The sequence below is a fragment of the Arthrobacter sp. TJ-236 genome, assembly GCF_058269235.1.
The window spans coordinates 683,838-705,407 of sequence record NZ_JBZCNI010000001.1 but is presented as its reverse complement, the minus strand read 5'-3'; the positions used below and the strand labels follow the sequence as shown (position 1 = coordinate 705,407).

At 72.1% G+C, this 21,570-nt stretch carries 19 protein-coding genes; 14 read left to right on the top strand and 5 right to left on the bottom strand.

Annotation, left to right across the window (positions count from 1 at the left end; all coding sequences use genetic code 11):
- Positions 1–40 precede the first annotated feature (40 nt).
- A complete protein-coding gene (locus AC4D16_RS03295) occupies positions 41–3,490 on the bottom strand; it encodes a bifunctional proline dehydrogenase/L-glutamate gamma-semialdehyde dehydrogenase (RefSeq protein WP_490954664.1) in 3,450 nt (1,149 codons plus the stop codon).
- Positions 3,491–3,749: 259 nt separating this feature from the next.
- Between AC4D16_RS03295 and AC4D16_RS03290 the strand changes: the two genes are divergently transcribed.
- On the top strand, positions 3,750–4,664 hold the full coding sequence (locus AC4D16_RS03290; RefSeq protein ID WP_490948962.1) for a LysR substrate-binding domain-containing protein: 915 nt from the start codon (positions 3,750–3,752) through the stop codon (positions 4,662–4,664).
- Positions 4,665–4,861: 197 nt separating this feature from the next.
- Positions 4,862–6,397 (top strand): GTP cyclohydrolase II, encoded by a 1,536-nt coding sequence (gene ribA / locus AC4D16_RS03285; protein WP_490948963.1) that lies wholly within the window; start codon positions 4,862–4,864, stop codon positions 6,395–6,397.
- Positions 6,398–6,445: 48 nt separating this feature from the next.
- On the opposite strand, the gene AC4D16_RS03280 is transcribed toward ribA, so the two are convergent.
- The gene (locus tag AC4D16_RS03280) at positions 6,446–6,673 is read right to left on the bottom strand and encodes a DUF3072 domain-containing protein (protein ID WP_490953944.1); all 228 of its coding nucleotides are present in this window, start codon (positions 6,671–6,673) and stop codon (positions 6,446–6,448) included.
- An 86-nt stretch (positions 6,674–6,759) separates the two neighbouring features.
- On the opposite strand from AC4D16_RS03280, the gene AC4D16_RS03275 reads away from it, so the two are divergent.
- Positions 6,760–7,221, top strand: coding sequence for an SRPBCC family protein (locus AC4D16_RS03275; RefSeq protein WP_490948965.1), 462 nt, complete (start codon positions 6,760–6,762; stop codon positions 7,219–7,221).
- 29 nt (positions 7,222–7,250) lie between these two features.
- Here the strand turns inward: AC4D16_RS03275 and AC4D16_RS03270 are convergent, their stop codons facing one another.
- A complete protein-coding gene (locus AC4D16_RS03270; protein WP_490953943.1) occupies positions 7,251–7,730 on the bottom strand; it encodes a hypothetical protein in 480 nt (159 codons plus the stop codon).
- On the opposite strand from AC4D16_RS03270, the gene AC4D16_RS03265 reads away from it, so the two are divergent.
- The gene (locus AC4D16_RS03265) at positions 7,680–8,516 is read left to right on the top strand and encodes an SDR family oxidoreductase (RefSeq protein WP_490953942.1); all 837 of its coding nucleotides are present in this window, start codon (positions 7,680–7,682) and stop codon (positions 8,514–8,516) included. The genes AC4D16_RS03270 and AC4D16_RS03265 overlap by 51 nt on opposite strands.
- 264 nt (positions 8,517–8,780) lie before the next feature.
- On the opposite strand, the gene AC4D16_RS03260 is transcribed toward AC4D16_RS03265, so the two are convergent.
- On the bottom strand, positions 8,781–9,638 hold the full coding sequence (locus AC4D16_RS03260) for an SMP-30/gluconolactonase/LRE family protein (protein ID WP_490948968.1): 858 nt from the start codon (positions 9,636–9,638) through the stop codon (positions 8,781–8,783).
- Between the two features lie 113 nt (positions 9,639–9,751).
- Complete coding sequence (locus tag AC4D16_RS03255; protein WP_490948969.1) at positions 9,752–10,237, bottom strand: DUF3515 family protein; 486 nt, start codon at positions 10,235–10,237, stop codon at positions 9,752–9,754.
- Positions 10,238–10,544: 307 nt separating this feature from the next.
- Between AC4D16_RS03255 and AC4D16_RS03250 the strand changes: the two genes are divergently transcribed.
- The 10 genes from AC4D16_RS03250 to AC4D16_RS03205 all read left to right on the top strand — a co-directional run bounded on the left by AC4D16_RS03250 (position 10,545) and on the right by AC4D16_RS03205 (position 21,563).
- Positions 10,545–11,321 carry a hypothetical protein gene (locus tag AC4D16_RS03250; protein WP_490948970.1) on the top strand — a complete coding sequence of 259 codons (777 nt, stop codon included), beginning with the start codon at positions 10,545–10,547 and terminating at the stop codon, positions 11,319–11,321.
- A 76-nt stretch (positions 11,322–11,397) separates the two neighbouring features.
- Positions 11,398–12,396: a dTDP-glucose 4,6-dehydratase gene (rfbB, locus tag AC4D16_RS03245; RefSeq protein ID WP_490953941.1), complete on the top strand. Its 999-nt coding sequence runs from the start codon at positions 11,398–11,400 to the stop codon at positions 12,394–12,396.
- 3 nt (positions 12,397–12,399) lie between these two features.
- Entirely contained in the window at positions 12,400–13,824 is a 1,425-nt protein-coding gene (locus AC4D16_RS03240; RefSeq protein WP_490953940.1) for a sugar nucleotide-binding protein, read from the top strand.
- A gap of 58 nt (positions 13,825–13,882) precedes the next feature.
- The gene (gene thiL, locus AC4D16_RS03235; protein WP_490953939.1) at positions 13,883–14,926 is read left to right on the top strand and encodes a thiamine-phosphate kinase; all 1,044 of its coding nucleotides are present in this window, start codon (positions 13,883–13,885) and stop codon (positions 14,924–14,926) included.
- 22 nt (positions 14,927–14,948) lie between these two features.
- On the top strand, positions 14,949–15,902 hold the full coding sequence (locus AC4D16_RS03230) for a DAK2 domain-containing protein (protein WP_490954663.1): 954 nt from the start codon (positions 14,949–14,951) through the stop codon (positions 15,900–15,902).
- The gene (locus tag AC4D16_RS03225) at positions 15,892–18,117 is read left to right on the top strand and encodes an ATP-dependent DNA helicase RecG (RefSeq protein ID WP_490953938.1); all 2,226 of its coding nucleotides are present in this window, start codon (positions 15,892–15,894) and stop codon (positions 18,115–18,117) included. The genes AC4D16_RS03230 and AC4D16_RS03225 overlap by 11 nt, the downstream gene beginning before the upstream one ends.
- A gap of 40 nt (positions 18,118–18,157) precedes the next feature.
- Positions 18,158–18,562 carry a TOBE domain-containing protein gene (locus tag AC4D16_RS03220; protein ID WP_490953937.1) on the top strand — a complete coding sequence of 135 codons (405 nt, stop codon included), beginning with the start codon at positions 18,158–18,160 and terminating at the stop codon, positions 18,560–18,562.
- Positions 18,563–18,615: 53 nt separating this feature from the next.
- Complete coding sequence (modA, locus tag AC4D16_RS03215; RefSeq protein ID WP_490953936.1) at positions 18,616–19,443, top strand: molybdate ABC transporter substrate-binding protein; 828 nt, start codon at positions 18,616–18,618, stop codon at positions 19,441–19,443.
- A gap of 189 nt (positions 19,444–19,632) precedes the next feature.
- Positions 19,633–20,391 (top strand): ABC transporter permease, encoded by a 759-nt coding sequence (locus AC4D16_RS03210; protein WP_490953935.1) that lies wholly within the window; start codon positions 19,633–19,635, stop codon positions 20,389–20,391.
- Positions 20,388–21,563, top strand: a complete 1,176-nt coding sequence (locus tag AC4D16_RS03205) for a sulfate/molybdate ABC transporter ATP-binding protein (RefSeq protein WP_490953934.1) — start codon at positions 20,388–20,390, stop codon at positions 21,561–21,563. Before AC4D16_RS03210 ends, AC4D16_RS03205 begins: the two co-directional genes overlap by 4 nt.
- The last annotated feature ends 7 nt before the right edge of the window (positions 21,564–21,570 follow it).

The window sequence follows — 21,570 nt, the reverse complement described above, 5'->3', positions numbered from 1 at the left end:
GTCTAGGACGGGCTCGGGGGCGTCCGATGCTCCGCACCGATCAGAGGATGCCCTCGGTCAACCCGTTGGGAGTGCCGAAGCGGTGGGCCGTGATGCTGATGGCCTGCTCCTGCAGGAACGGCAGCAGTTCGACCCGCCCGGACTCCGTGACCGGCTGCGCGTAGATCGCCAGGTCGGGGCGCCCGCCCGTGGCCGCGGCGAGCGCGCTCGCGTCCCCGCCGATCAGGCGCACCCGCCGGGCCGTCAGCCGGTCCGCGCCCGCAAGCCACGCGGCGTCATCCTCCACCGTCCAGCGCACGGCGAGGGATCCGACGGCGGACCGCACGCCGGCCGGCAGGTCGACGGCGGTGGAGATCTCCACCGGCGCTCCGGCAGTACGGGCCGCGAGGAGCACGCGGAGGAGGTCGGCGAGCGTGCCGGCCTCCCCGAGGCGGACGGTCACCGGGTGCGCGAGATACCGGAACAGGTTCCGCTCCGCCGAGAGCGCCGACACGTCGGACACGCATCCGTAGGTCGCCACCCAGGCAGCGGCGTCCGACGACGCAGCGCGTGCGAGGCGGGCGACGTCGTCCCCGGTCAGGCCCGCTGACCGCGCGGGCGCGAGCAGGGGCGTGACGACGGGCAGCGGCGGCTGGTCCGCGGTGGACGGACGGGAGCTCCATGAGCCGAGACCCACGAGGTAGTTGGGGCCGCCCGCCTTCGTACCGGCGCCGACGGCGGACTTCTTCCACCCGCCGAACGGCTGGCGCCGGACGATCGCACCGGTGATGCTGCGGTTCACGTAGAGGTTGCCCGCCTGCACGCCGTCGATCCAGGCGGCGATCTCCCGGCTGTCCAGCGAGTGGATGCCCGAGGTGAGCCCGTAGTCGATGTCGTTCTGCAGGGCGATGGCCTCGTCGAGGGTCGCGGCCGTCATGATGCCGAGGATCGGCCCGAAGTACTCGGTGAGGTGGTAGGTGGAGCCGCGCGTCACGCCGTCGCGGATCCCCGGGCTCCACAGGCGGCCCGTGTCGTCGAGCGGCCGGGGCTCCACGAGCCACGACTCGCCCTCGCCGAGCGTGGTCAGGCCGTCGAGGAGCTTGCCGGCGGCGGGCTCGATGACGGGGCCCATCTGGGTGCCGGGGTCCGAGGGGTAGCCGACGGTGAGGGAGGTGACGGCGTCGAGCAGCTGGTGGCGGAAGCGCTGGGAGGTGGCCGCGCTGCCCACGAGGATCACGAGCGAGGCGGCGGAGCACTTCTGGCCGGCATGGCCGAACGCCGACTGCGCCACGTCCTTCGCAGCGAGGTCCAGGTCCGCGCTCGGCGTCACGATGATGGCGTTCTTACCCGACGTCTCCGCGAGCAGCGGCAGGTCCGACCGGAAGCTGCGGAACAGTTCCGCGGTCTCGTACCCGCCGGTCAGGATCACGCGGTCCACGCGGGGATCGGCGATGAGCTGCCGGCCGAGATCGTTCTCCTCGACCTGCACGAGGCGGAGGACCTCACGCGGTACGCCGGCCGACCACAGGGCGTCCACCATGACGGAGCCGGAGCGGCGGGCCTGGGAGGCGGGCTTGATGATCACCGAGGAGCCGGCGGCGAGGGCCGCGAGCGTGGACCCGGCGGGGATGGCGACGGGGAAGTTCCACGGGGGAGTGACCACGGTGAGCCGCACGGGCGAGAACGCCGCTCCGTCGACGTCGTCGAGCTCCCGCGCCCGCTCCGCGTAGTAGTGGGCGAAGTCGACGGCCTCGGAGATCTCGGGGTCCGCCTGGTCGAGCGTCTTGCCCGTCTCGGCCGCCATGACCTCCATGAGCTCGGCGCGCCGGGCCTCGAGGGCGTCGCCTGCGCGGTGCAGGACGACGGCCCGCTCGGCGCCCGTCATGGCTCCCCAGGCGTTCGAGGCGGTGACGGCGCCGGCGATGGCGTCCTCGAGGTCCTCGGCCCGGGTGAGCGTGGTCTCCGCCACGAGGTCCTCGCCGAGCCGCGAGGTGGGGACCCGATCGAGGATGGCCCGGCCCCAGGCCCGGTTCGCGGGCAGCGAGGGGTCGGTGTCCGGCGTGTTCACGAAGCCGGAGCCGGCGTGCGACGGCGCCGGGACGGTGCGGTCCTGCGTCCGGCGGGGCGAGGGCACCGAGTCGTCGAGGTCGGCGAGGGAGGCGAGGAAACGGTTCTTCTCGCGCTCGAACAGTGCCTCGTTCTCGCTGAGCTCGAACACGGCGGACATGAAGTTGTCCTGGCTCGCGCCCTCCTCGAGGCGGCGGATCAGGTAGGCGATGGCGACGTCGAACTCACCCGGGTGCACCACCGGCGTGTACAGGAGCAGGGACCCGACGTCGCGCTTGACGGCCTCGGCCTGGCCCTGGGCCATGCCGAGGAGCATCTCGAACTCGATGCCCCCGCTGACGCCGCGCTCGCCCGCGAGGAGCCAGGCGAAGGCGAGGTCGAACAGGTTGTGGCCGGCGACGCCGATCCTGACGTTGTCCACGCGCCCGGGCTGCAGGGCGTAGTTCAGCACGCGCTTGTAGTGCGTGTCCGATTCCCGCTTCGACCCCCAGGTGGCGAGCGGCCAGTCGTGCAGGGAGGCTTCCACCTGCTCCATCGGCAGGTTGGCGCCCTTGACCACGCGCACCTTGATGGCGGCGCCACCGCGTGCCCTCCGCGCGGCCGCCCACTCCTGCAGCCGGATCATCGCCGCGAGCGAGTCGGGGAGATAGGCCTGGAGGACGATCCCGGCCTCGAGGTCGAGGAACTCGGGTCGGTCGAGGATCTCCATGAACACCGCGAGCGTGAGGTCGAGGTCCTTGTACTCCTCCATGTCGAGGTTGATGAACGTCCGAGCCCGGGGCCGCGCGGCGAGCGTGTAGAGCGGCGCGAGCTTCTCGGCGACGTGCTGCACCGCCTCCTCGAACGCCCAGACGGGGTGCGGGGCGACCGTCGAGGAGACCTTGATGGACACGTAGTCGACGTCGTCGCGCTCGAGGAGGCGGACGGTGCCGTCGAGGCGACGCTGGGCCTCGCGCTCGCCGAGCACCGCCTCGCCCAGCAGGTTGACGTTGAGCCGGACGCCGTCGCGCCTGATCTTCGCGATCGACCGACCCAGCCGGGCATCGGTCGCGTCGATGATGAGGTGTCCCACCATCTCCCGCAGGACGCGGCGGGCGATGGGGATGACCATGCGGGGCAGGACCGGCGCGACGGCGGCACCCACCGTGACGGCCGAGCGCATGTACCAGGGGAGGAACGCGGGTACGCGGGGCGCGAGAGCCCGGAGGTTGCGAGCCGCGACGGAGAGGTCCTCGGGGCGGATGACGCCGTCCACGAAGCCGACGGTGAAGGCGAGGCCGTCCGGGTCCTTGAGGACGCCGGCGAGCTGCCGCGCCGAGGAGTCCACCGGTACGGAGGAGGCCTCGGTCAGCCACCGCCGCACCAGGGCGACCGCATCGGTCGGCAGCGCTGCCGGGATGTCCGTGGTGCCGCCGGGGGAGGCACCGAAGCTGGAGGACGTCACTGCCGGGTCGGCCAACGGGGTGATCGGGCGGTCCGGGGCGGCGGTGTGGTCACGCGGCGGGATCTGTGTGGTCACGGCTCGGCTTTCGATCGGACGGCGGTGGCCGTGCGCACGGGTCATGCTTCGGTCCCGTCAGTATCCGCCCACCCCTATGATGGGGAAAAGCGATGAATACCGAAGAGTATTCGTCAGGGCGACCGAAGGATTTGCAGGAGCTTCGGAGGGCACGAGTCACGACGGCTCGAGGAAGGCGGGGACGGTGCTCGATCTGCGCAGACTCCGGCTCCTGCGCGAGCTGAAGCTCAGGGGAACGCTCGGCGCGGTGGCCGCCGCGCTGAACTACAGCCCGTCCTCGGTGTCCCAGCAGCTCGCCCTCCTCGAGCAGGAGGCGGGCGTCGAACTGCTGCGGAAGAACGGCCGGCGCGTGGTGCTGACGCCCCAGGCGGAGGTCCTCGTGGCACACACCGCGGAACTCCTCGAGACGCTCGAGCGGGCCGAGGCCGATCTCGCCTCCTCGCTCACCACCGTCTCGGGAACGGTGCGCGTCGCCGTCTTCCAGTCCGCCGCACTGGCGCTCATGCCGGATGCCCTGACCGCGATGACGCGCGACTACCCGGATGTCCGCGTCGAGATGGTGCAGCGGGAGCCGGAAGCCGCACTCTACGAGACGTTCGCGCGCGACTTCGACCTCGTGATCGCCGAGCAGTACCCCGGTCACGCCGCTCCCCGCCACCCCGAGCTCGACCACGTGGCGCTCACCGAGGATGCCATCCGCCTCGCCGTCCCGCCATCGCAGTCCTCGGACCACGCGCCCGCCTCGATCGCCGAGGCCGCCGGCGCCGCCTGGGTGATGGAGCCGCGAGGCGCGGCGTCGAGGCACTGGGCCGAACAGGCGTGCCGCCGGGCAGGCTTCGAGCCGGACGTGCGCTACGAGACGGCGGACCTTCAGGCGCAGATCCGGCTGATCGCCTCCGGGAACGCCGTGGCCCTCATGCCCGACCTCGTCTGGACCGGTCGGGACACGCCCGTCGTGCTTCACGGGCTCGACGACGACCCCCGGCGCTCCATCTTCACGTCCGTGCGGCGCGCGGGTGCACGCAGGCCGGCGGTCCTCGCGTTCCGGGCCGTGCTGGGGCAGGCGGCGGAGGCCGTGCGCCTGGCCGCGGCGGACTGACACCACGACGCTCCTGCGCGCTGGCCGGTCCAACCCTGCCGTGAGACTTCTGTGTCCTCGCCGGTCGAGCCCTGCCGCCAACCACGCTGCGTATGCCGTCGCCACCCGCTGAGCTCGTCCGGACGCCGGGCACGGTGTCCGCAGCGTGTGTGTCGGCCGTTTACCGCTGAGCGCACCCGCCCTCCTAGAGTTGTGCCATGTCCGCCCAGCCCGTCCGATCCCCGGACGACCCCCGCCCGCTGCCCCGCCCTGCGCGGGCCGAGAGGGTCGACGGGGCGACCGACGCCCGACGCGAGCCCGCAGGAGTGTCCGCGAGCGTCGAGCGTGTCGTCGAGACGGTCCTTCCGACGAGGCACGGCGTGTTCCGTCTGCTCGGCTACCGGGACGGAGCCGGCACCGAGCACGTGGCGCTCGCCCTGGGCATCGCCGACGGTGTCTCCGAGGGGATCGCCGACCGCACCCCGGCCGCTGTCATCGACGGGATCGCCGACAGCAGCACAGGTACCGGCGCAGGTATCCGGTCGGAACAGGCACCGCTCGTCCGCGTCCACAGCGAGTGCCTGACGGGGGACGCCCTCGGGTCGCGGCGATGCGACTGCGGCGAACAGCTCGACGCGGCGCTCGCGGCCATCGCGACCGAGGGCCGCGGGGTGGTGGTGTACGTGCGCGGCCACGAGGGACGCGGCATCGGGCTGCTGGCGAAGCTGAAGGCCTACGCGCTCCAGGACCGCGGGATCGACACCGTCGATGCGAACACGGCTCTCGGCCTGCCCGTCGACGCCCGCCGGTACGACTCGGCGGCGGAGATCCTGCAGGATCTCGGGATCGGCGCCATCAGGCTGCTCTCGGGCAACCCGGCCAAGCAGGAGGCCCTCGAGCGGCTCGGCATCGACGTCGTCGAGCGGCAGGGGCTCGCCGTGCCCGAGCACGCGGAGAACGCGGGCTACCTCGCGACGAAGCGGGCGCGCATGCGCCACGACCCGGCGCCCTCGGCGGGCGTGTGGGGTGACCTGCTCGACGGCGTGATCCCCCCGGCGCCCGCGCAGGGGGAGGGCGAGGAATTGACGCACCGCTACGGTTTCCTCGCGGGGGCCGCCGGGCCGATGGTGGTCGCACGACTGCGGCAGAGCCTCGACGGGTTCATCGCCTCACGATCGGGTGATCCGGCGTTCCACGAGGACGGCGGAGACCGGGAGCACCTCCAGCGGTTGCGTGCCCTGGTCGACGCCGTGGTGGTGGGCGCTTCGACGGTCCTGGGGGAGGACTGCTCGCTCGCTGTGGTCGACGTTCCGGGTGCCCACCCCGTCCGGGTGGTCCTCGACGCCGCGGCGAAGGTGCCGCTCGGAGCCCGCGTGCTCGCGGACGACGGCGTGCCGACGCTGTGGATCGTGGGCCGTGACGCCGTGGTGCCCGGGACGCCTCCGGCGACGGTCGACGTGGTGAGGCTGCCGCAGGAGGACTTCGCGCCCGAACGCGTGCTGGCGGTGCTGCAGGCGAGGGGCCTGGACCGCGTGCTCGTCGAGGGCGGCGGGAACACCGTCTCGCGCTTCCTCGAGGCCGGCGTCCTCGACCGGCTCTACCTGACCACCTCGCCGGTCCTCGTGGGCGACGGCGTGCCGGGTATCAGGTTCAGTGGATCGGACGTCCTGGCCGAGGCGCGCACGGCACCGGTGCGCCGTTTCGTCTTCGGCCAGGACATCTGCACCGAGTTCAACTTCGCAGCCGTCCGTTGACGCGATCCTGCGAGGACGCCCGGGCGGACGCCTGCGACGCCGCAGCGGTCAGTCGTCCGTGAGGCGCTTGCTCTTGCCCTGCAGGCGGTCGATGTGCTCGGACGCCTCCGCCTTGTTGATGTCCGCGGGGATCTCCTCGCCGGCTTCCCGGGCGAGGGTGTCGAGGTAGCTGCGCTGGGCTGCGGTCATGGGCTCGTCGCCGGTCACCCAGTCGGACGGATCGCGTTCGAAGCCGCCCTCGGGCTCGGAGTTCGGGCTACCCAGTGTGTCTGCCATGTGTGTTCCTTCGCGTGGTGGTGCTGCGTGGACGTGCGGAACCATCAGCATACTGAGCGTCACCGACACCCTTGTAGGGTGGCCCCATGATCACCGTCGAAGGCACCGTCAGCAGCATCCTGCCCCCGGACCAGGCTTTCGCCTTCCTGTCCGAGTTCGAGAACACGAGTTCCTGGGATCCGGGCACACCGGTGGTCGAGAAGCTCACGGCCGGTCCTGCGGCCCTGGGGCACCGCTACCACGCGGAGGCCGATTTCCGCGGCAAGCGGTCCTCCCTCGAGTACCGCATCATCGATCTGTTGCCTGCGCACATCACGCTGCGGGGGGAGAACAAGACCGTCGTCGCGTTCGACTCGATCGACGTCGCCCCGTCGTCGTCCATCCCGGGCGGCAGCGACGTGACGTACACCGCCCGGTTCAGCATCAAGGGCATCCTGAAGGTGGCGCAGCCGTTCCTGAAACCCGCGTTCGACTCGCTGCGCGACCCGGCCCTCAACGGACTCAAGGCGAAGCTCGACTCGCTCGCCGGAGGGCAAGGCGCCGCCTGATCTGGTGGTCCGGTCGCCGCCTGCAGGATTCACCGGCCGTCCGACGACGGCGACGACGGGGACGGTGACGGCGACGGCAGCGACGACGGCGCGCCGCCCGCCGCGATCCGCGCGCGCAGCTGCCTGACGGAGTGCGCGGCGAGCCGCATCCGGCCGCCCGCGTAGCGCACACCGCCGCGCGCCCGGCTGACCACGGCCAGCCCGCTCGCCACCGCCCGCTCGAGCACCCACAGCGGAGCCCAGAGACAGGTGCCCGGAGGGAACACGGCGGTACCGTCTCGCCGTCGTCGTCCGCTCTCCGCGACGAGAACGACGGCGAGGGCCGCGAGCGCCGCGGTGCGCGGTGGTCGAGCAGTCCGCCCCACGAGGAGCAGGGCGGGCAGGAGTCCGAGTTCGACGGCGCGGCGCCCTGGCTGGGCGAAGCTGTCATAGGCCTGACGGACGCGCTGGCGGGCGAAGTGGCGGAACGAACAGGAGATGCGGCGGATGTCGAGATCGTCGGCGCGCACCTGGCGACCGCCCGCGGCGAGACCTCCTACCGGGGCTCCGGGCGACTGGAGGGCAAGAAGGCCGTGATCACCGGTGGCGACAGCGGGATCGGCCGCGCGGTCGCGATCGCCTACGCACGGGAGGGCGCGGACGTCGTGATCAGCTACCTGGACGAGGACGACGACGCCCGCGAGACCGCGCGCTGGGTGGAGGAGGCGGGCCGCAAGGCCGTCCTGTTTCCCGGGGAGCTCGCGGACCCGGCCACCTGCCGCGCGCTGATCGACGCGGCGGTCGCAGAACTCGGCAGGGTGGACATCCTGGTCAGCAACGCCGCGTTCCAGATGACGCACGAGACCATCGAGGAAATCCTCGACGAGGAGTGGGACCACACGCTCGCGACCAACCTCAGCGCGTTCTTCCAGCTCACGAAGGTGGTGCTCCCGCACATGGGCCCGGGCGGTTCGATCATCGGCTCCAGTTCGGTGAACTCGGACAACCCCGTGCCCACCCTGATGCCCTATTCGGCCACGAAGGCGGGCATCGCCAACATGGCCGCGTCCATGGCCCAGCTCCTCGCCGGGCGCGGGACCCGCGTCAACTCCGTGGCCCCCGGGCCCATCTGGACTCCGCTCATCCCGGCGACCATGCCCACGGAGCAGGTGGAGAGCTTCGGCCAGCAGGTGCCGATGCAGCGCGCGGGCCGGCCCGCCGAACTCGCACCGGTGTACGTGCTCCTGGCATCGGACGAGGCCAGCTACGTCTCGGGCGCGCGGATCGCCGTCACGGTAGGGCAGCCGATCCTCTGACGGGTCCCGTCCCACCGACAGGGTGTCGGTGGCCCGATCGGCACCCATCCACCTCGAGCGTTGGTCCGAATGTCGGTGGGCATCCCTCCTGCGGTCGCATGACAGTGGTCGTTCGCAGGAGGGTGCACCCCTTCCCGTGCGGGTTCCCGACGGAGATCCGGGCCGCTCAGGCCCTCGGCGTCAGCTGGGGACATCGACCCCCGGACATCAGCTCCCAGAGGTCAGCCTTCGAACATCAGGCCGCGGTCCATCGACGCGCGGACGTCAGCCCTCGAACATCGGCAGCGCCGCACCGACTACACCCGGCGTGACCGCGAACAGGGCCCCCGCGTGTGGCTCCGACCCCTCGGGGATGTTCTCCCGCGTGGTCGTGATGAACAGCGTCGAGAGGTCCGGCCCGCCGAAGGCGCAGGCCGTGATGTTGGTGACGGGCAGCGGGATGTGCTCCGACAGCCTGCCGTGGGCGTCGAACCGTGCCACCGCCCCACCGCCGTAGAGCGCGGTCCAGATGCCGCCCTCCGCGTCGATCGCCATGCCGTCGGGCATGCCGAGCGCGGGTTCGACGACGGCGAAGGTGCGACGGTCGGTGAAGCGGCCCGCCTCGATGTCGTAGCCGAGGGCGTCGATGCGGCCCGTCGGGGTGTCGCTGAAGTACGCGGTGCCGCCGTCGGGGGAGAAGTGCAGGCCGTTCGAGATGGTGATGCCGGTGAGCACGGTCGACACCGCGTGGTCGGGTCCCAACGAATAGAGGGTGCCGGCCCCGAAGCCGCCCTCCCAGCCCATGGAGCCGCAGAGGAAGCGCCCGCGGGGGTCGCAGCCGCCGTCGTTCATCCGCACCGAGGTGTCGGTGAAGGCCTCGGGCCCTGCATCGAGCACCGAGAAGTCGTCGTCGGCGAAGAGGAAGCCGCGCTCCACGCCGATCACGTACCCGCCCGAGGATCGCCCCCGGATCACGCCGGCGAGGCTCGGGTGGACGTCGTGGCGGTCGATCGAGCCGTCGTCGTGCCGCACCAGCACATCGCCCTCCATCATGTCCACGAGCATCAGCTCGCTGCGCCGCGGGTCCCAGTAGGGCCCTTCGCCGTGGAAGGTGACGACGTCGGAGATCTGCTCGGCTTTCACGGTGCCTCCCGGCGGTGGTGGGGTGGTCCTGACGGATGTCTGTCGTCCAGCCTGCGGGGAAGGGGGCGCACACGCCAGTGGTCGTGCGGGGTTGCGGCGGGCAGCACGCGTGGTCAGCCGCCCTCGGGGACCGGGGTGGCCTCGGCGAGTCCCACGCAGGCGCGGGTCTGCTCCACCCGCGAGACGGCGTCGCCGAGTTCCACCAGCACGGTGCTGGAGGCCACCTCGTCCGGATCGAACAGGACCTCCACGGCGGGCTCACGCCCGTAGGTGGTCGCAGTCCAGGCGGGGTCACCCTCGCGGACCACCCAGTCGACGTCGTTCACCGTGACGCACGGGTCCGTCGTGGGGCCCGGGGCGGTGACGCCGCAGCGCAGCACCACTTTCGAGGGGTCGCCCCAGGCGGAGGTCGCCTGGCTGTTCGTCTCCCGCTGGTCGTTCTCGGCGACCAACGGCGGCAGGGCGATCATCACGTCGGCGCATCGGGCGTCGTCGGCGTCCTCCGCGGCGTCGACGTCAACCACGGAGGCGCAGCCGGTCAGTGCGGTCAGGAGGGCGGCGGACATCAGTGCCAGCGCCGCGCGGGAGGGGGCACGCATGGGCTCAGCCTAGTAGGTGGTGCGGCCGCGACAGGGTGGAGGCGCCCTGGACCTGCCCCAATCCTGCCCCAGCTCTGTCCCGAACCGGCCCCGGACCGCCCCGCCTGGCCGGGGCCGGAACTTCGCCGCCGGTCCGCAGCCGATCCAGCGCCGATCCCGCCGCGCGCGACACGACCGGCGCGGTGGCGTCCGGGGCGTGATCCGGTGCCTGGCGCCGGTACGATTCAGGTGCCGCGGCGGTCTCAGGCCGCGGCCCACCACCCGCGGCCGGCGTCCGACGCCGTCGCGAGAGCCCGATCGAGGACGAATGACAGCCCCGCACCGCAGCACCCCGACCGCATCGATGACGCTCAAGTCCCGCCGCCTCCCCGTCGCCGCCGCGCTGGCAGCGGCCGGATTGCTGGTTGGAGGCTCCTCGGCGTCCGGGGCCCTGCTGGCGGTACCCGCCGTCGTGGAGCAGCCGGCCGTCGTCGAGCAGCCCCAACCCGGCGCCACCTTCGGCGAGCCCGCTCCTCCGGCCGTCGATCCGCTGGCCACGGACGGGATCGACCCGGCCACGGGCTTCGCGATCAACGCGCGCACCCGGTTCCTCGTGCATCCCGGAACGGGCCACCTCATCGAGCCGGGCACCGGGAACCTCGTGTTCGCGGACACCCTGATCTACACCAATCTGCGATACGACCCGGTCACCGGGGAGGTCGTGCCGATCGAGGGCGAGGAGCCCGCACCCGCGCCCGGTCCGGCCGAACCGACAGCATCCTCCTCGCCGGGCACGACGGCGACGGCCTCCGCGACCGCCGCGACCAGCGCTCCTGCGACACCATCCACGCCCGCCCCGGACGTCGCGACCCCGACGCCTGCAGCGCCCATGGCACCCTCCGTCGGCCCCACGGGCGCCGACGTCACCACCAGCGCCACGCCTCGTGCAACCCGGACAGCCACGGTGTCCGGTGACCCGGTGGTGGCGGAGGAGGAACGGGCGTCCTCGCCCCTGCCGGTGGTCCTCGTCGGTGCAGGAGTCCTCGCGGCCCTGGTCGCCGCAGGCGTCGTCTACGCGGTCCGCCGGCGGGGCCTCCACCAGTAGGCAGCCCGGCAGGACGAATCGGGGGTCCGGGCGTCGCGGAGGGCCCGGCCGGCACTCGACCGGTAAAGTGCAGGGCGTGAAGAATCTTCTGGTGACCGGCGGCGCCGGCTTTATAGGGTCCAACTTCGTGCACTACCTCATGGAGCACACCGACGCCTCCGTGACCGTGCTGGACAAGATGACCTACGCCGGCAACCACGCCTCCCTGGAGGGGCTGCCCGCCGACCGCTTCGAGCTCGTGGTCGGGGACATCGCGGATGCCGCCGTCGTGGACCCCCTCGTGAGGCGTGCCGACGCCGTCGTCCACTACGCGGCGGAGTCGCACAACGACAACTCGCTGCACGACCCCCGGCCGTTCCTCGACACCAACATCATCGGCACCTACACCCTGATCGAGGCGGCCCGCCGTGACGGCGTGCGCTTCCACCACATCAGCACCGACGAGGTGTACGGCGACCTCGAGCTGGACGACCCCGCCCGGTTCACCGAAAAGACCCCCTACAACCCGTCGAGCCCGTACTCCTCGACGAAAGCCGGTTCCGACCTCCTGGTGCGCGCGTGGGTGCGCTCCTTCGGCCTCCAGGCCACCATCAGCAACTGCTCCAACAACTACGGCCCGTACCAGCACGTCGAGAAGTTCATCCCGCGCCAGATCACCAACGTGATCGACGGCGTCCGCCCCAAGCTCTACGGCGAGGGCCTCAACGTGCGGGACTGGATCCACGCCAACGACCACTCCTCGGCCGTGTGGACCATCCTGAACAAGGGTGCGATCGGCCAGACCTACCTGATCGGCGCTGACGGCGAGCGGAACAACAAGGACGTCGTCGAACTCATCCTGACCGAGATGGGCCAGGCTGCCGACGCCTACGACCACGTGGTGGACCGTGCCGGGCACGATCTCCGCTACGCGATCGACTCCACCAAGCTGCGCACCGAGCTCGGCTGGGAGCCCGAGTTCCACCACTTCGAGCAGGGCCTCCGCGACACCATCGCCTGGTACCGCGTCAACGAGGCGTGGTGGCGGCCGCAGAAGGCCGTGACCGAGACCAAGTACACCGAGCTGGGGCAGTAGAGCGTGGGCCCCACCTTCTCCAAGCCCCTCGGTTCCCGCGAGACGCCGATCCCCGGCGTCGTCCTCTTCGACCTCCCGGTGCACGGCGACAACCGCGGCTGGTTCAAGGAGAACTGGCAGCGGGCCAAGATGACGGCTGCCGGACTCGAGGACTTCGGACCCGTGCAGAACAACATCTCGTTCAACGAGACCGCCGGCACCACGCGCGGCATCCACGCCGAGCCCTGGGACAAGTTCATCTCGGTGGCCACGGGGCGCGTCTTCGGAGCATGGGTGGACCTCCGCGAAGGGCCCTCCTTCGGTGCCGTCTTCACGGCCGAGCTCGATCCCTCCACCGCCATCTTCATCCCGCGCGGCGTGGGCAACGCCTTCCAGACGCTCGAGGACGGCACGGCCTACACCTACCTCGTCAACGACCACTGGTCGGCCGACGCACAGGGGCAGTACGTCTTCCTGAACCTCGCCGACGAGACGGCGGACATCCCGTGGCCCATCCCGCTCGCCGACGCGGAACTCTCCGAGAAGGACCGGCAGCACCCCCGCCTCGCCGACGTCACCCCCCTCGCACCCCGGACCACCCTGGTGGTGGGTGCGGACGGCCAGCTCGGGAAGGCCCTGCGGACGGCCCTCGCGGGTCACCCCTCGGTCGAGTTCGCCTCCCGCGCGGACCTCGACCTGCTCTCCGGCACCCTCGACACGGCCCGGGCATGGTCCGGATACGGCACCATCATCAACGCCGCCGCCTACACCGCGGTGGACGCCGCCGAGACCCCCGAGGGCCGCGCTGCCGCCTGGGCCGTCAACGTCACGGGAGTCGCTGCCCTCGCCCGCGTGGCGACGGCGCACCGCCTGACCCTCGTGCATGTCTCCAGCGACTACGTCTTCGACGGCTCGAAGGCGCTGCACCACGAGGACGAGCCGTTCAGCCCGCTCGGGGTGTACGGCCAGACGAAGGCGGCGGGAGACGCGATCGTCGCCACGGTTCCGCGCCACTACATCCTCCGCACCAGCTGGGTCATCGGCGAGGGCGCGAACTTCGTCCGCACCATGGCGAACCTCGCGGGCCGCGGCATCTCGCCGAGCGTCGTGGAGGACCAGATCGGTCGCCTGAGCTTCACCGAGGACATCGCCGCCGCCGCGCTCCACCTGTTGCAGATGGGGGCCCCGTTCGGGACGTACAACGTCACCAACGAGGGCGAGCCCGAGAGCTGGGCGGACATCGCCGCGGAGGTCTTCGCGCTCAGCGGTCGGGAGCGCCGGGACGTCACCGGCGTCAGCACGGCCGAGTACTTCGCGGGCAAGGAGGCTGCGCCGCGCCCGCTGCAGAGCGCGCTCGACCTGTCCAGGATCCGTGCCACGGGCTTCTCGCCCGCTCCGGCCGCCGAGCGGCTCGCGGCCTACGTCGCCGCGCTGACGCCGTCGTCGTGACCGGTCGCCGTCCGGCCGGTGGACGGTCCGGTCGGTACCGGGCCGTACGGTAGGACGCATGTCCCCGATCCCGCGCAACTCCCGCGGCTCCGGCGGCTCCGACGGCCCAGCCCACGCACCGACCGTCGCGGAGCTCAGCGAGGGTGAACTGCTCGCGCGGATCCTGCCGCTCCTCGGCGCTCCGCACAGTGCCGTGGTGGGACCGGGCGACGACGCCGCCGTGCTCGTGCCGACGCCGGGTCCGGTGGTCATCTCCATGGACACTCTGACGGAGGACCACGACTTCCGGCTCCTGCGCGCCAACGGCTTCGTGACCACGGGGTACGACGTCGGGTGGAAGTCCGCGGCGCAGAACCTCAGCGACATCAACGCCATGGGCGGGAGAGCCACGGCGCTCGTCGTGAGCCTCACCCTCCCGCGGCACACGCCCGTCCCCTGGGTGGAGGACTGCGCCCGGGGTCTCGCCGCGGCCCTCCTCGGGCTCGGGGCGCACGAGTGCTCCGTGGTGGGCGGTGACCTCGGGGGAGGAGCGCAGCTCGTCGTCACGGCGGCCGTGACAGGAGTGCTCGACGGGCCCGCCGTCGTGCGATCCGGAGCGAGGGTCGGCGACGTCGTCGCGGTCGCGGGAACGCTCGGCCGGGCCGCCGCTGGGCTCGCCATCCTCGAGGACGGTGGAGCTCCCGCCCGGTTCGGCGCCCTCGGCGAGGCGCTGGTCGCCGCGCAACTCCGCCCGTCGCCCCCGCTGGATGCGGGACCCGCCGCCGCCCGCGCGGGAGCCACGGCCATGCTGGACATCTCCGACGGGCTCGTGCGCGACGCCGGGCGGATCGCCGCGGCGAGCACCGTGCGGCTGGACCTCGACGCGGACGCACTACAGCCCTTCGCGAGCGCCCTCGCGCCCGCCGCGGAGCAGCTGGGAACGGACGCGATGGACTGGGTGCTCGGGGGTGGGGAGGACCACGGACTGCTGGCGACGTTCCCGGGAAACACCCCCCTGCCACCGGGTTTCACTGCGGTAGGCTCGATCGTGCCGGGCACGCCGCAGGTGACACTGGCGTCACGGGCGACAGCTCTCAGGGGATGGGATCACTTTGCACACTAAGGTCACCGCGAACGCCGCGGCGATGAAGCGCTGGTTGAGCAAGGCCGAAGAATCCCTCGGTAACCACAGCGACCGCCTGAACGCCATCAACATCTTCCCGGTCGCGGACGGCGACACCGGTACCAACCTCTACCAGACCGTACGGGCCGCGGCCCGGGCCGTGCACGGCGATCCGACCACGGATCTGGGGGACCTCCTCACCATCGCGGGGCGCGCAGCCATGGAGGACGCCCGCGGCAACTCCGGGACGCTGTTCGCCGTGTTCCTCGCGGCCTTCGCGGAACCGCTGCACGGCGTCACCCGCCTGACGTGCACGCTCCTCACGGCATCCCTGCACCGCGCGCAGATCCGCAGCTGGTCCGCCCTCAGCGACCCCGTACCCGGCACCATGCTCTCCGTGCTCGAGGCGAGCGCCCGGGCAGCGGGCACGACCTCCGCGGCGCACGCCTCGGACGACAGCAACCATGCGCTCGCGCTGACCCTCGAATCCGCCGTCCAGGACGCCCTGCGGGCGGTCGTGGACACCGAGAGCCAGCTGGGCGCCCTCACCGCCGCGAAGGTCGTCGACGCCGGCGGGGTCGGCTTCCTCCTCATCCTCGATGCCCTGAGGGCCGCGGCGCTCGGGGAGGAACTGCAGGACGAACTGCTGGACGGGCTGCACGGTTACGCCGTCCAGGCGCCCCACATCCACGCGGGCGGCGACGCCGAGGGCGTGGAGGTCATGTGCACCATCAACCTCAGCCCCCTGGACGCCGCGACCCTCCGCCTGCACCTCGACGAGCTCGGCGACTCCGTGATCATGAGTGCGGTCACCGAGGCACCCGAGGGCTACCGCTGGAGGGTCCACGTGCACGTACCGGACGCCGAGCGCGCGCTCGCGCTCATCCACCAGGCGGGCGAACCGGTGAACATCAGCGTCACGCAGCTCGCCGCACCCCGCGCCACGGACGTCGGAGCCGAGGCCCGTGACACCTGACGCCCTCCCGGCAGCGCGCGTCCCGGAGCTCGACGCCCCGCTCGAGAGGCGCCTCGGCGCGGTGGCGAAACCGCTCGAGAAGCACTTCGGCATCACCACCGTGGGCGAGCTGCTCAACCACTTCCCGCGCACCTACCTCAAACGCGGCGAGCTGACACCCATCGCCGACGTCCCCGTGGACGAGGAGGTGACGCTGATCGCCCGGGTGCAGTCCGCTGCCTCGCGGAGGATGCGCACACGCAAGGGCATGCTGCTCGAGGTCACCATCACCGACGACGCCGAGGGCGGACTCGGCGGGATGAACCTCACCTACTTCAACGGCTACGCGGCGGAGCGCGAGCTCCGCCCGGGCGTGCGCGCCATGTTCTCCGGCAAGGTCACCGTCTACCGCGGCAAGCTCTCGCTGACCAACCCCCGGTACTCCCTCCTCGACGAGGGCGACGCCCCCGAGGACATCAACCGACCCATCCCGGTGTACCCGGCGGTGGAGAAGCTCGACAGCGAGAAGATCGCCAAGGCGGTCGCCACCGTGCTGGACACGCTGCAGCTGACCGAGCTGGACGATCCCGTGCCGGCGTCGATCGCCCGCCGCGACAAGCTCATGAGCATCACGTCCGCGTACGAGCTGGTGCACCGCCCGCAGCAGGTCGAGGACGCCTACCGCGCCCAGCACCGGCTCCGCTACCAGGAGGCGTTCGTGCTGCAGGCGGCGCTCGCCCGGCGTCGTGCGCTCGCGGCGCGTGAGGAGGCCACGGCCCGCCCGCCGCGCGCCGACGGCCTCCTCGCGCAGTTCGACGCCCGCCTGCCCTTCAGGCTGACCCAGGGGCAACTCGACGTCGGCGCGACGCTCGCCGAGGATCTCGCGCGGGACCACCCGATGAACCGGCTGCTCCAGGGCGAGGTGGGATCGGGCAAGACCCTCGTGGCCCTGCGCGCCATGCTCCAGGTCATCGACGCCGGAGGGCAGGCCGCGCTCCTCGCGCCCACCGAGGTCCTCGCGGCCCAGCACCTGCAGTCCATCACGCGCACGCTCGGCCCCCTCGCCGAAGGCGGAATGCTCGGTGGAGCGGCCGATGGCACGCGCGTGGTGCTGCTCACCGGCTCCATGTCGACGGCGCAGCGCAAGAGGTCACTCCTCGACGCGGCGTCCGGTGACGCCGGCATCGTGATCGGAACGCACGCCCTCCTCTCGGACAACGTCGCCTTCTTCGATCTCGGCCTGATCGTGGTGGACGAGCAGCACCGCTTCGGTGTGGAGCAGCGCGACGCGCTCCGCACCAAGGCGCGCACCTCGCCCCACGTCCTCGTCATGACGGCGACGCCGATCCCGCGGACCGTCGCCATGACCGTCTTCGGTGACCTCGAGACCTCCACCCTGTCCGAACTGCCGGCGGGGCGGTCGCCCATCGCGACCCACGAGGTGGGGCTCACCGAGCACCCCGCCTGGATGCAAAGGGTGTGGTCGCGGGCGCGCGAGGAGATCGACGCCGGCCGGCAGGTCTACGTGGTGTGCCCCAAGATCGGTGATGACGCGAAGGGCGACGACGACGCCCCCGAGGTGCTCTACGGTGACCAGCCGACGGAGGCCAAGGCGGCCCAGCCCCTCACCAGCGTGGTGGGCCTCGCGGCGTCGCTCGCGGACGTCCCGCAGCTCGACGGCGTGGTGACGGGCATCCTGCACGGACGCATGGACCCCCAGGACAAGGCCGACGTCATGGCCCGCTTCGCCGACGGCGCCGTGGACCTCCTGGTGGCGACGACGGTGATCGAGGTGGGCGTCGACGTCCCCAATGCCACGCTCATGGTGATCATGGACGCGGACCGCTTCGGCATCTCGCAGCTGCACCAGCTCCGTGGCCGGATCGGACGTGGAGGGCATGCGGGGACCTGCCTGCTCGTGACGTCCCTCGAGCCGGAGCACCCCAGCAGGGAGCGCCTCGCCGCCGTGGCGGCCACGACCGATGGCTTCGAGCTCTCGCAGAAGGACCTCGAGCTGCGGCGGGAGGGCAACATCCTCGGTGCGTCGCAGTCGGGCGGGCGGTCCGCGCTCCGGTTCCTCAAGATCACGCAGCACGGGAAGGTCATCGAGAAAGCCCGGACGGACGCGCAGGAGATCGTCGCGGAGGATCCGGACCTGGGGCAGTACCCGGGGCTGATCCTCGCCATCGAGCTCTACCTGAATCCCGAGAAGGAAGCGTTCCTCGAGAAGGGCTGACGCATCTTACTTCCGCGTCTGAGGGAGTAGCATCCGTTCCATGACGCACTTACGGATCGCGGACGCGGCCCGCTACCTGGCCGTCAGCGACGACACCGTGCGTCGCTGGATCGACGGCGGCGCCCTCGGGAGCTCGAAGGACGCTTCGGGCAGGACTGTCGTCGAAGCCCTGGACCTCGCGCGGCTCGCGCAGCGCACCGCGGTGCTGCCCGGTGACCCCTCGGACGTGGGGCGTTCTGCCCGCAACAGGTTCGTGGGGATCGTCACGGCGATCACGATGGACACCGTGATGGCGCAGGTGGAACTCCAGTGCGGTCCCCACCGGGTGGTCTCGCTCATGAGCAGCGAGGCGGTCCGTGATCTCGGTCTGGAGGAGGGCTCTGTGGCGATCGCCGTCGTCAAGGCGACGACCGTCATCGTCGAGACCCCCGGGGGCAGGGCGTGAGCGGCGCCCGAGGGTCGAGCGGCGCCCCGGAGCCGGAGGCCAGGACCCGCACGGTGCTCCCGTCCACTGTGGGTGGTCGTCAGCGGCACAGGCACCTCAGGGTCCTCGCAGCCCTCGCTGTGGCCGGGCTGGTCCTCGTCGGCTGCGGGGGACCCGCGGACGAGGGACCGGGCGCTGATGGCTCAACGGACGCGACAGGTTCGATCGACGGCAGCATCACGGTGTTCGCCGCCGCCTCGCTGAGCGACGCCTTCACGGAGATCGCCGCGCGGTTCGAGGACGTTCATCCCGGCAGCGCGGTCACGCTCAACGTCGCGGGTTCCTCGGACCTCGCCACGCAGATCCTGGAGGGCGCGCCCGCCGACGTCCTCGCCTCCGCCGACGAGCGGAACATGGCCAAGGTGCGCGACGCCGGCCTGCTCGCGGGTGACGCACGCACCTTCGCGACGAACACCCTGCAGCTCGTGGTGCCCGCCGACAACCCCGCGGGCATCACGACCCTGGCGGATGCCGCGGAGCCGGACGTGAAGATGGTCGTCTGTGCCGAGCAGGTTCCGTGCGGGGCGGCCGCAGCCCTCGTGACGGAGGCAGCAGGCGTGGAGCTCACCCCGGTCAGCGAGGAATCATCGGTGACGGACGTCCTCGGCAAGGTCGTCTCAGGGGAGGCCGACGCCGGGCTGGTCTACGTGACCGACGTGCGGGCCGCGGGGGATGCCGTCCTGGGGATCGGGATCCCCGAGGCGGCGGACGCCGTCAACGTGTACCCGATCGCGGCGCTCGAGGACAGCGACGAGGCACGGACCGCGCACGCGTTCGTCGACTTCGTGGCGGGGCCGGACGGCCGGGCGGTACTCGAGGAGGCAGGGTTCAGTGCTCCGTGACGACGCGGTGCGGCACCGGCTGCGGGAGCTGACGCGGGAGTCGGCGCGGGGGCGGCTCCTCCCGTGAACCCTGCCGTCAGCTCCGCCGTCAGTCCTGCCGTCCCTTCCGCCGTATCTCCTGTGAGGAGGTCGGGGACCCGTGCCCCCGACGGCGCACGGCTTCCGCGCTGGGTCCCGGCCGTAGCCGTCGTGGGTGGTCTGTTCGTCGTGCTGCCGCTGGTGGCCATGGCCCTCCGGGTCGACTGGCCGCGGTTCGTCCCCCTCGTCACGTCCGAGGGCGCCACGGCGGCACTGCTCCTCAGCCTGCGGACTTCCGTGACCGCCACCGCGCTCTGCGTGCTCTTCGGGGTACCGATGGCGCTGGTGCTCGCGCGGACGAGGTTCCGTGGTCAGCAGATCCTCCGCTCCCTCGTCCTGCTCCCGCTGGTCCTGCCGCCCGTGGTCGGTGGTATCGCGCTGCTCTACACGTTCGGGCGCCGGGGGCTCCTCGGCGAAAGTCTTGCCACGCTGGGTATCGACGTCGCGTTCTCGACCACCGCGGTGGTGATGTCGCAGACCTTCGTGGCGCTGCCGTTCCTCGTCCTCAGCCTCGAGGGTGCGCTCCGTACGGTCGGGACGCGCTACGAGGCGGTGGGAGCCACGCTCGGGGCCGGGCGGTGGACGGTGCTCCGGCGCATCACCCTGCCCCTCGTGCTGCCGGCGCTGGTCTCCGGCGCCGTGCTGTCCTTCGCGCGGGCGCTGGGCGAGTTCGGCGCCACGCTCACCTTCGCCGGCAGCCTCCAGGGCACCACGAGGACGCTGCCGCTCGAGGTGTACCTCCAGCGCGAGACCGATCCGGACGCCGCCGTGGCGCTGTCCCTCGTGCTCGTGGTCGTCGCGATCGCCGTCGTAGGGGTGGCGCACCGGGTGCGGCCGCTCGGCGGGGCGAGGGCGGGATTCCCTCGATGACCGGACTCCGCTTCACGGCCGCCCTCCCCGACCGCGGATTCGACGTCTCCTTCGAGCTCGCGCCGGGCGAGACCCTCGCGGTCCTCGGACCGAACGGGGCCGGGAAGTCGACGCTGCTCGCACTCGTCGCGGGGCTCCTCGCCCCCCGCGACGGCCAGGCGGAGCTCGACGGACGCGTGCTCTTCGACGTCGGGCCGGACCGGAGAAGGCTCACCGAAGCGAGACGGCGCGGTGTGGCGCTGCTCGCGCAGGAGGCCCTCCTGTTCCCGCACCTCAGCGTGCTCGAGAACGTGGCGTTCGGCCCGCGCAGCCGCGGCGTGGGGCGGGCGGACGCGCGGTCGACGGCGCTCGGCTGGCTCGAGCGCGCCGGCGCGAAGGATCTCGCGGAGCGGCGGCCCGGTCAGCTCTCCGGCGGGCAGGCGCAGCGGGTCGCGGTCGCCCGCGCGCTCGCGGCGGAGCCGTCGCTGCTCCTGCTCGACGAACCGCTCTCCGCGCTCGACGTGACGGTCGCCCCGGCTCTCCGTGCCCTGCTCCGGGAGGTCCTCGCCGAGCGCATGGCCATCATCGTGACGCACGACCCCCTCGATGCGTACCTCCTCGCCGACCGCGTGCTGCTCCTCGACGCGGGACGGGTGGTCGAAGCCGGACCCACCGGAGAGGTGCTCACACACCCTGTCAGCGAGTTCGGCGCGCGGCTCGCAGGGCTCAACCTGCTGCGGGGGCGGCGCACGAGCGAGGGTTTCGTCGCCGAGAACGGGCTGACGGTGCCCATGCGCGCCGAGCACGACGCGTCCGGGAGTCAGGCCGGGCAGGACCACCCCGCCGACACCGGCCGACCGGCCCCGGGGGCCCTGCCGTCGGCGGGCGCCGCCGATTCCTCCGGTGCCGCGTCGCTCCGCCTCGTGGTCCGTCCGGGGCGGGTGGGTGTGTCGCGCGTGCCGGTGTCCTCGCCGGGGACGGCATGCATCCCAGTGATCGTCAGCGACGTCGAGCACCGCGGTGACCTGGTGAGGGTCCACGCAGCGGGCATGGCCGCGGACGTGGCGCCGACGGACGTCGTCGCCCTGGGGCTCGAGCCGGGCCTCCCGGTCTTCCTGACGGTCCACCATGCGCATGCGGACGTCTACGCGGTACCCGGGAACGGTGGAGCGCGCCCTGACACCGGGCGATAGAGTCGGA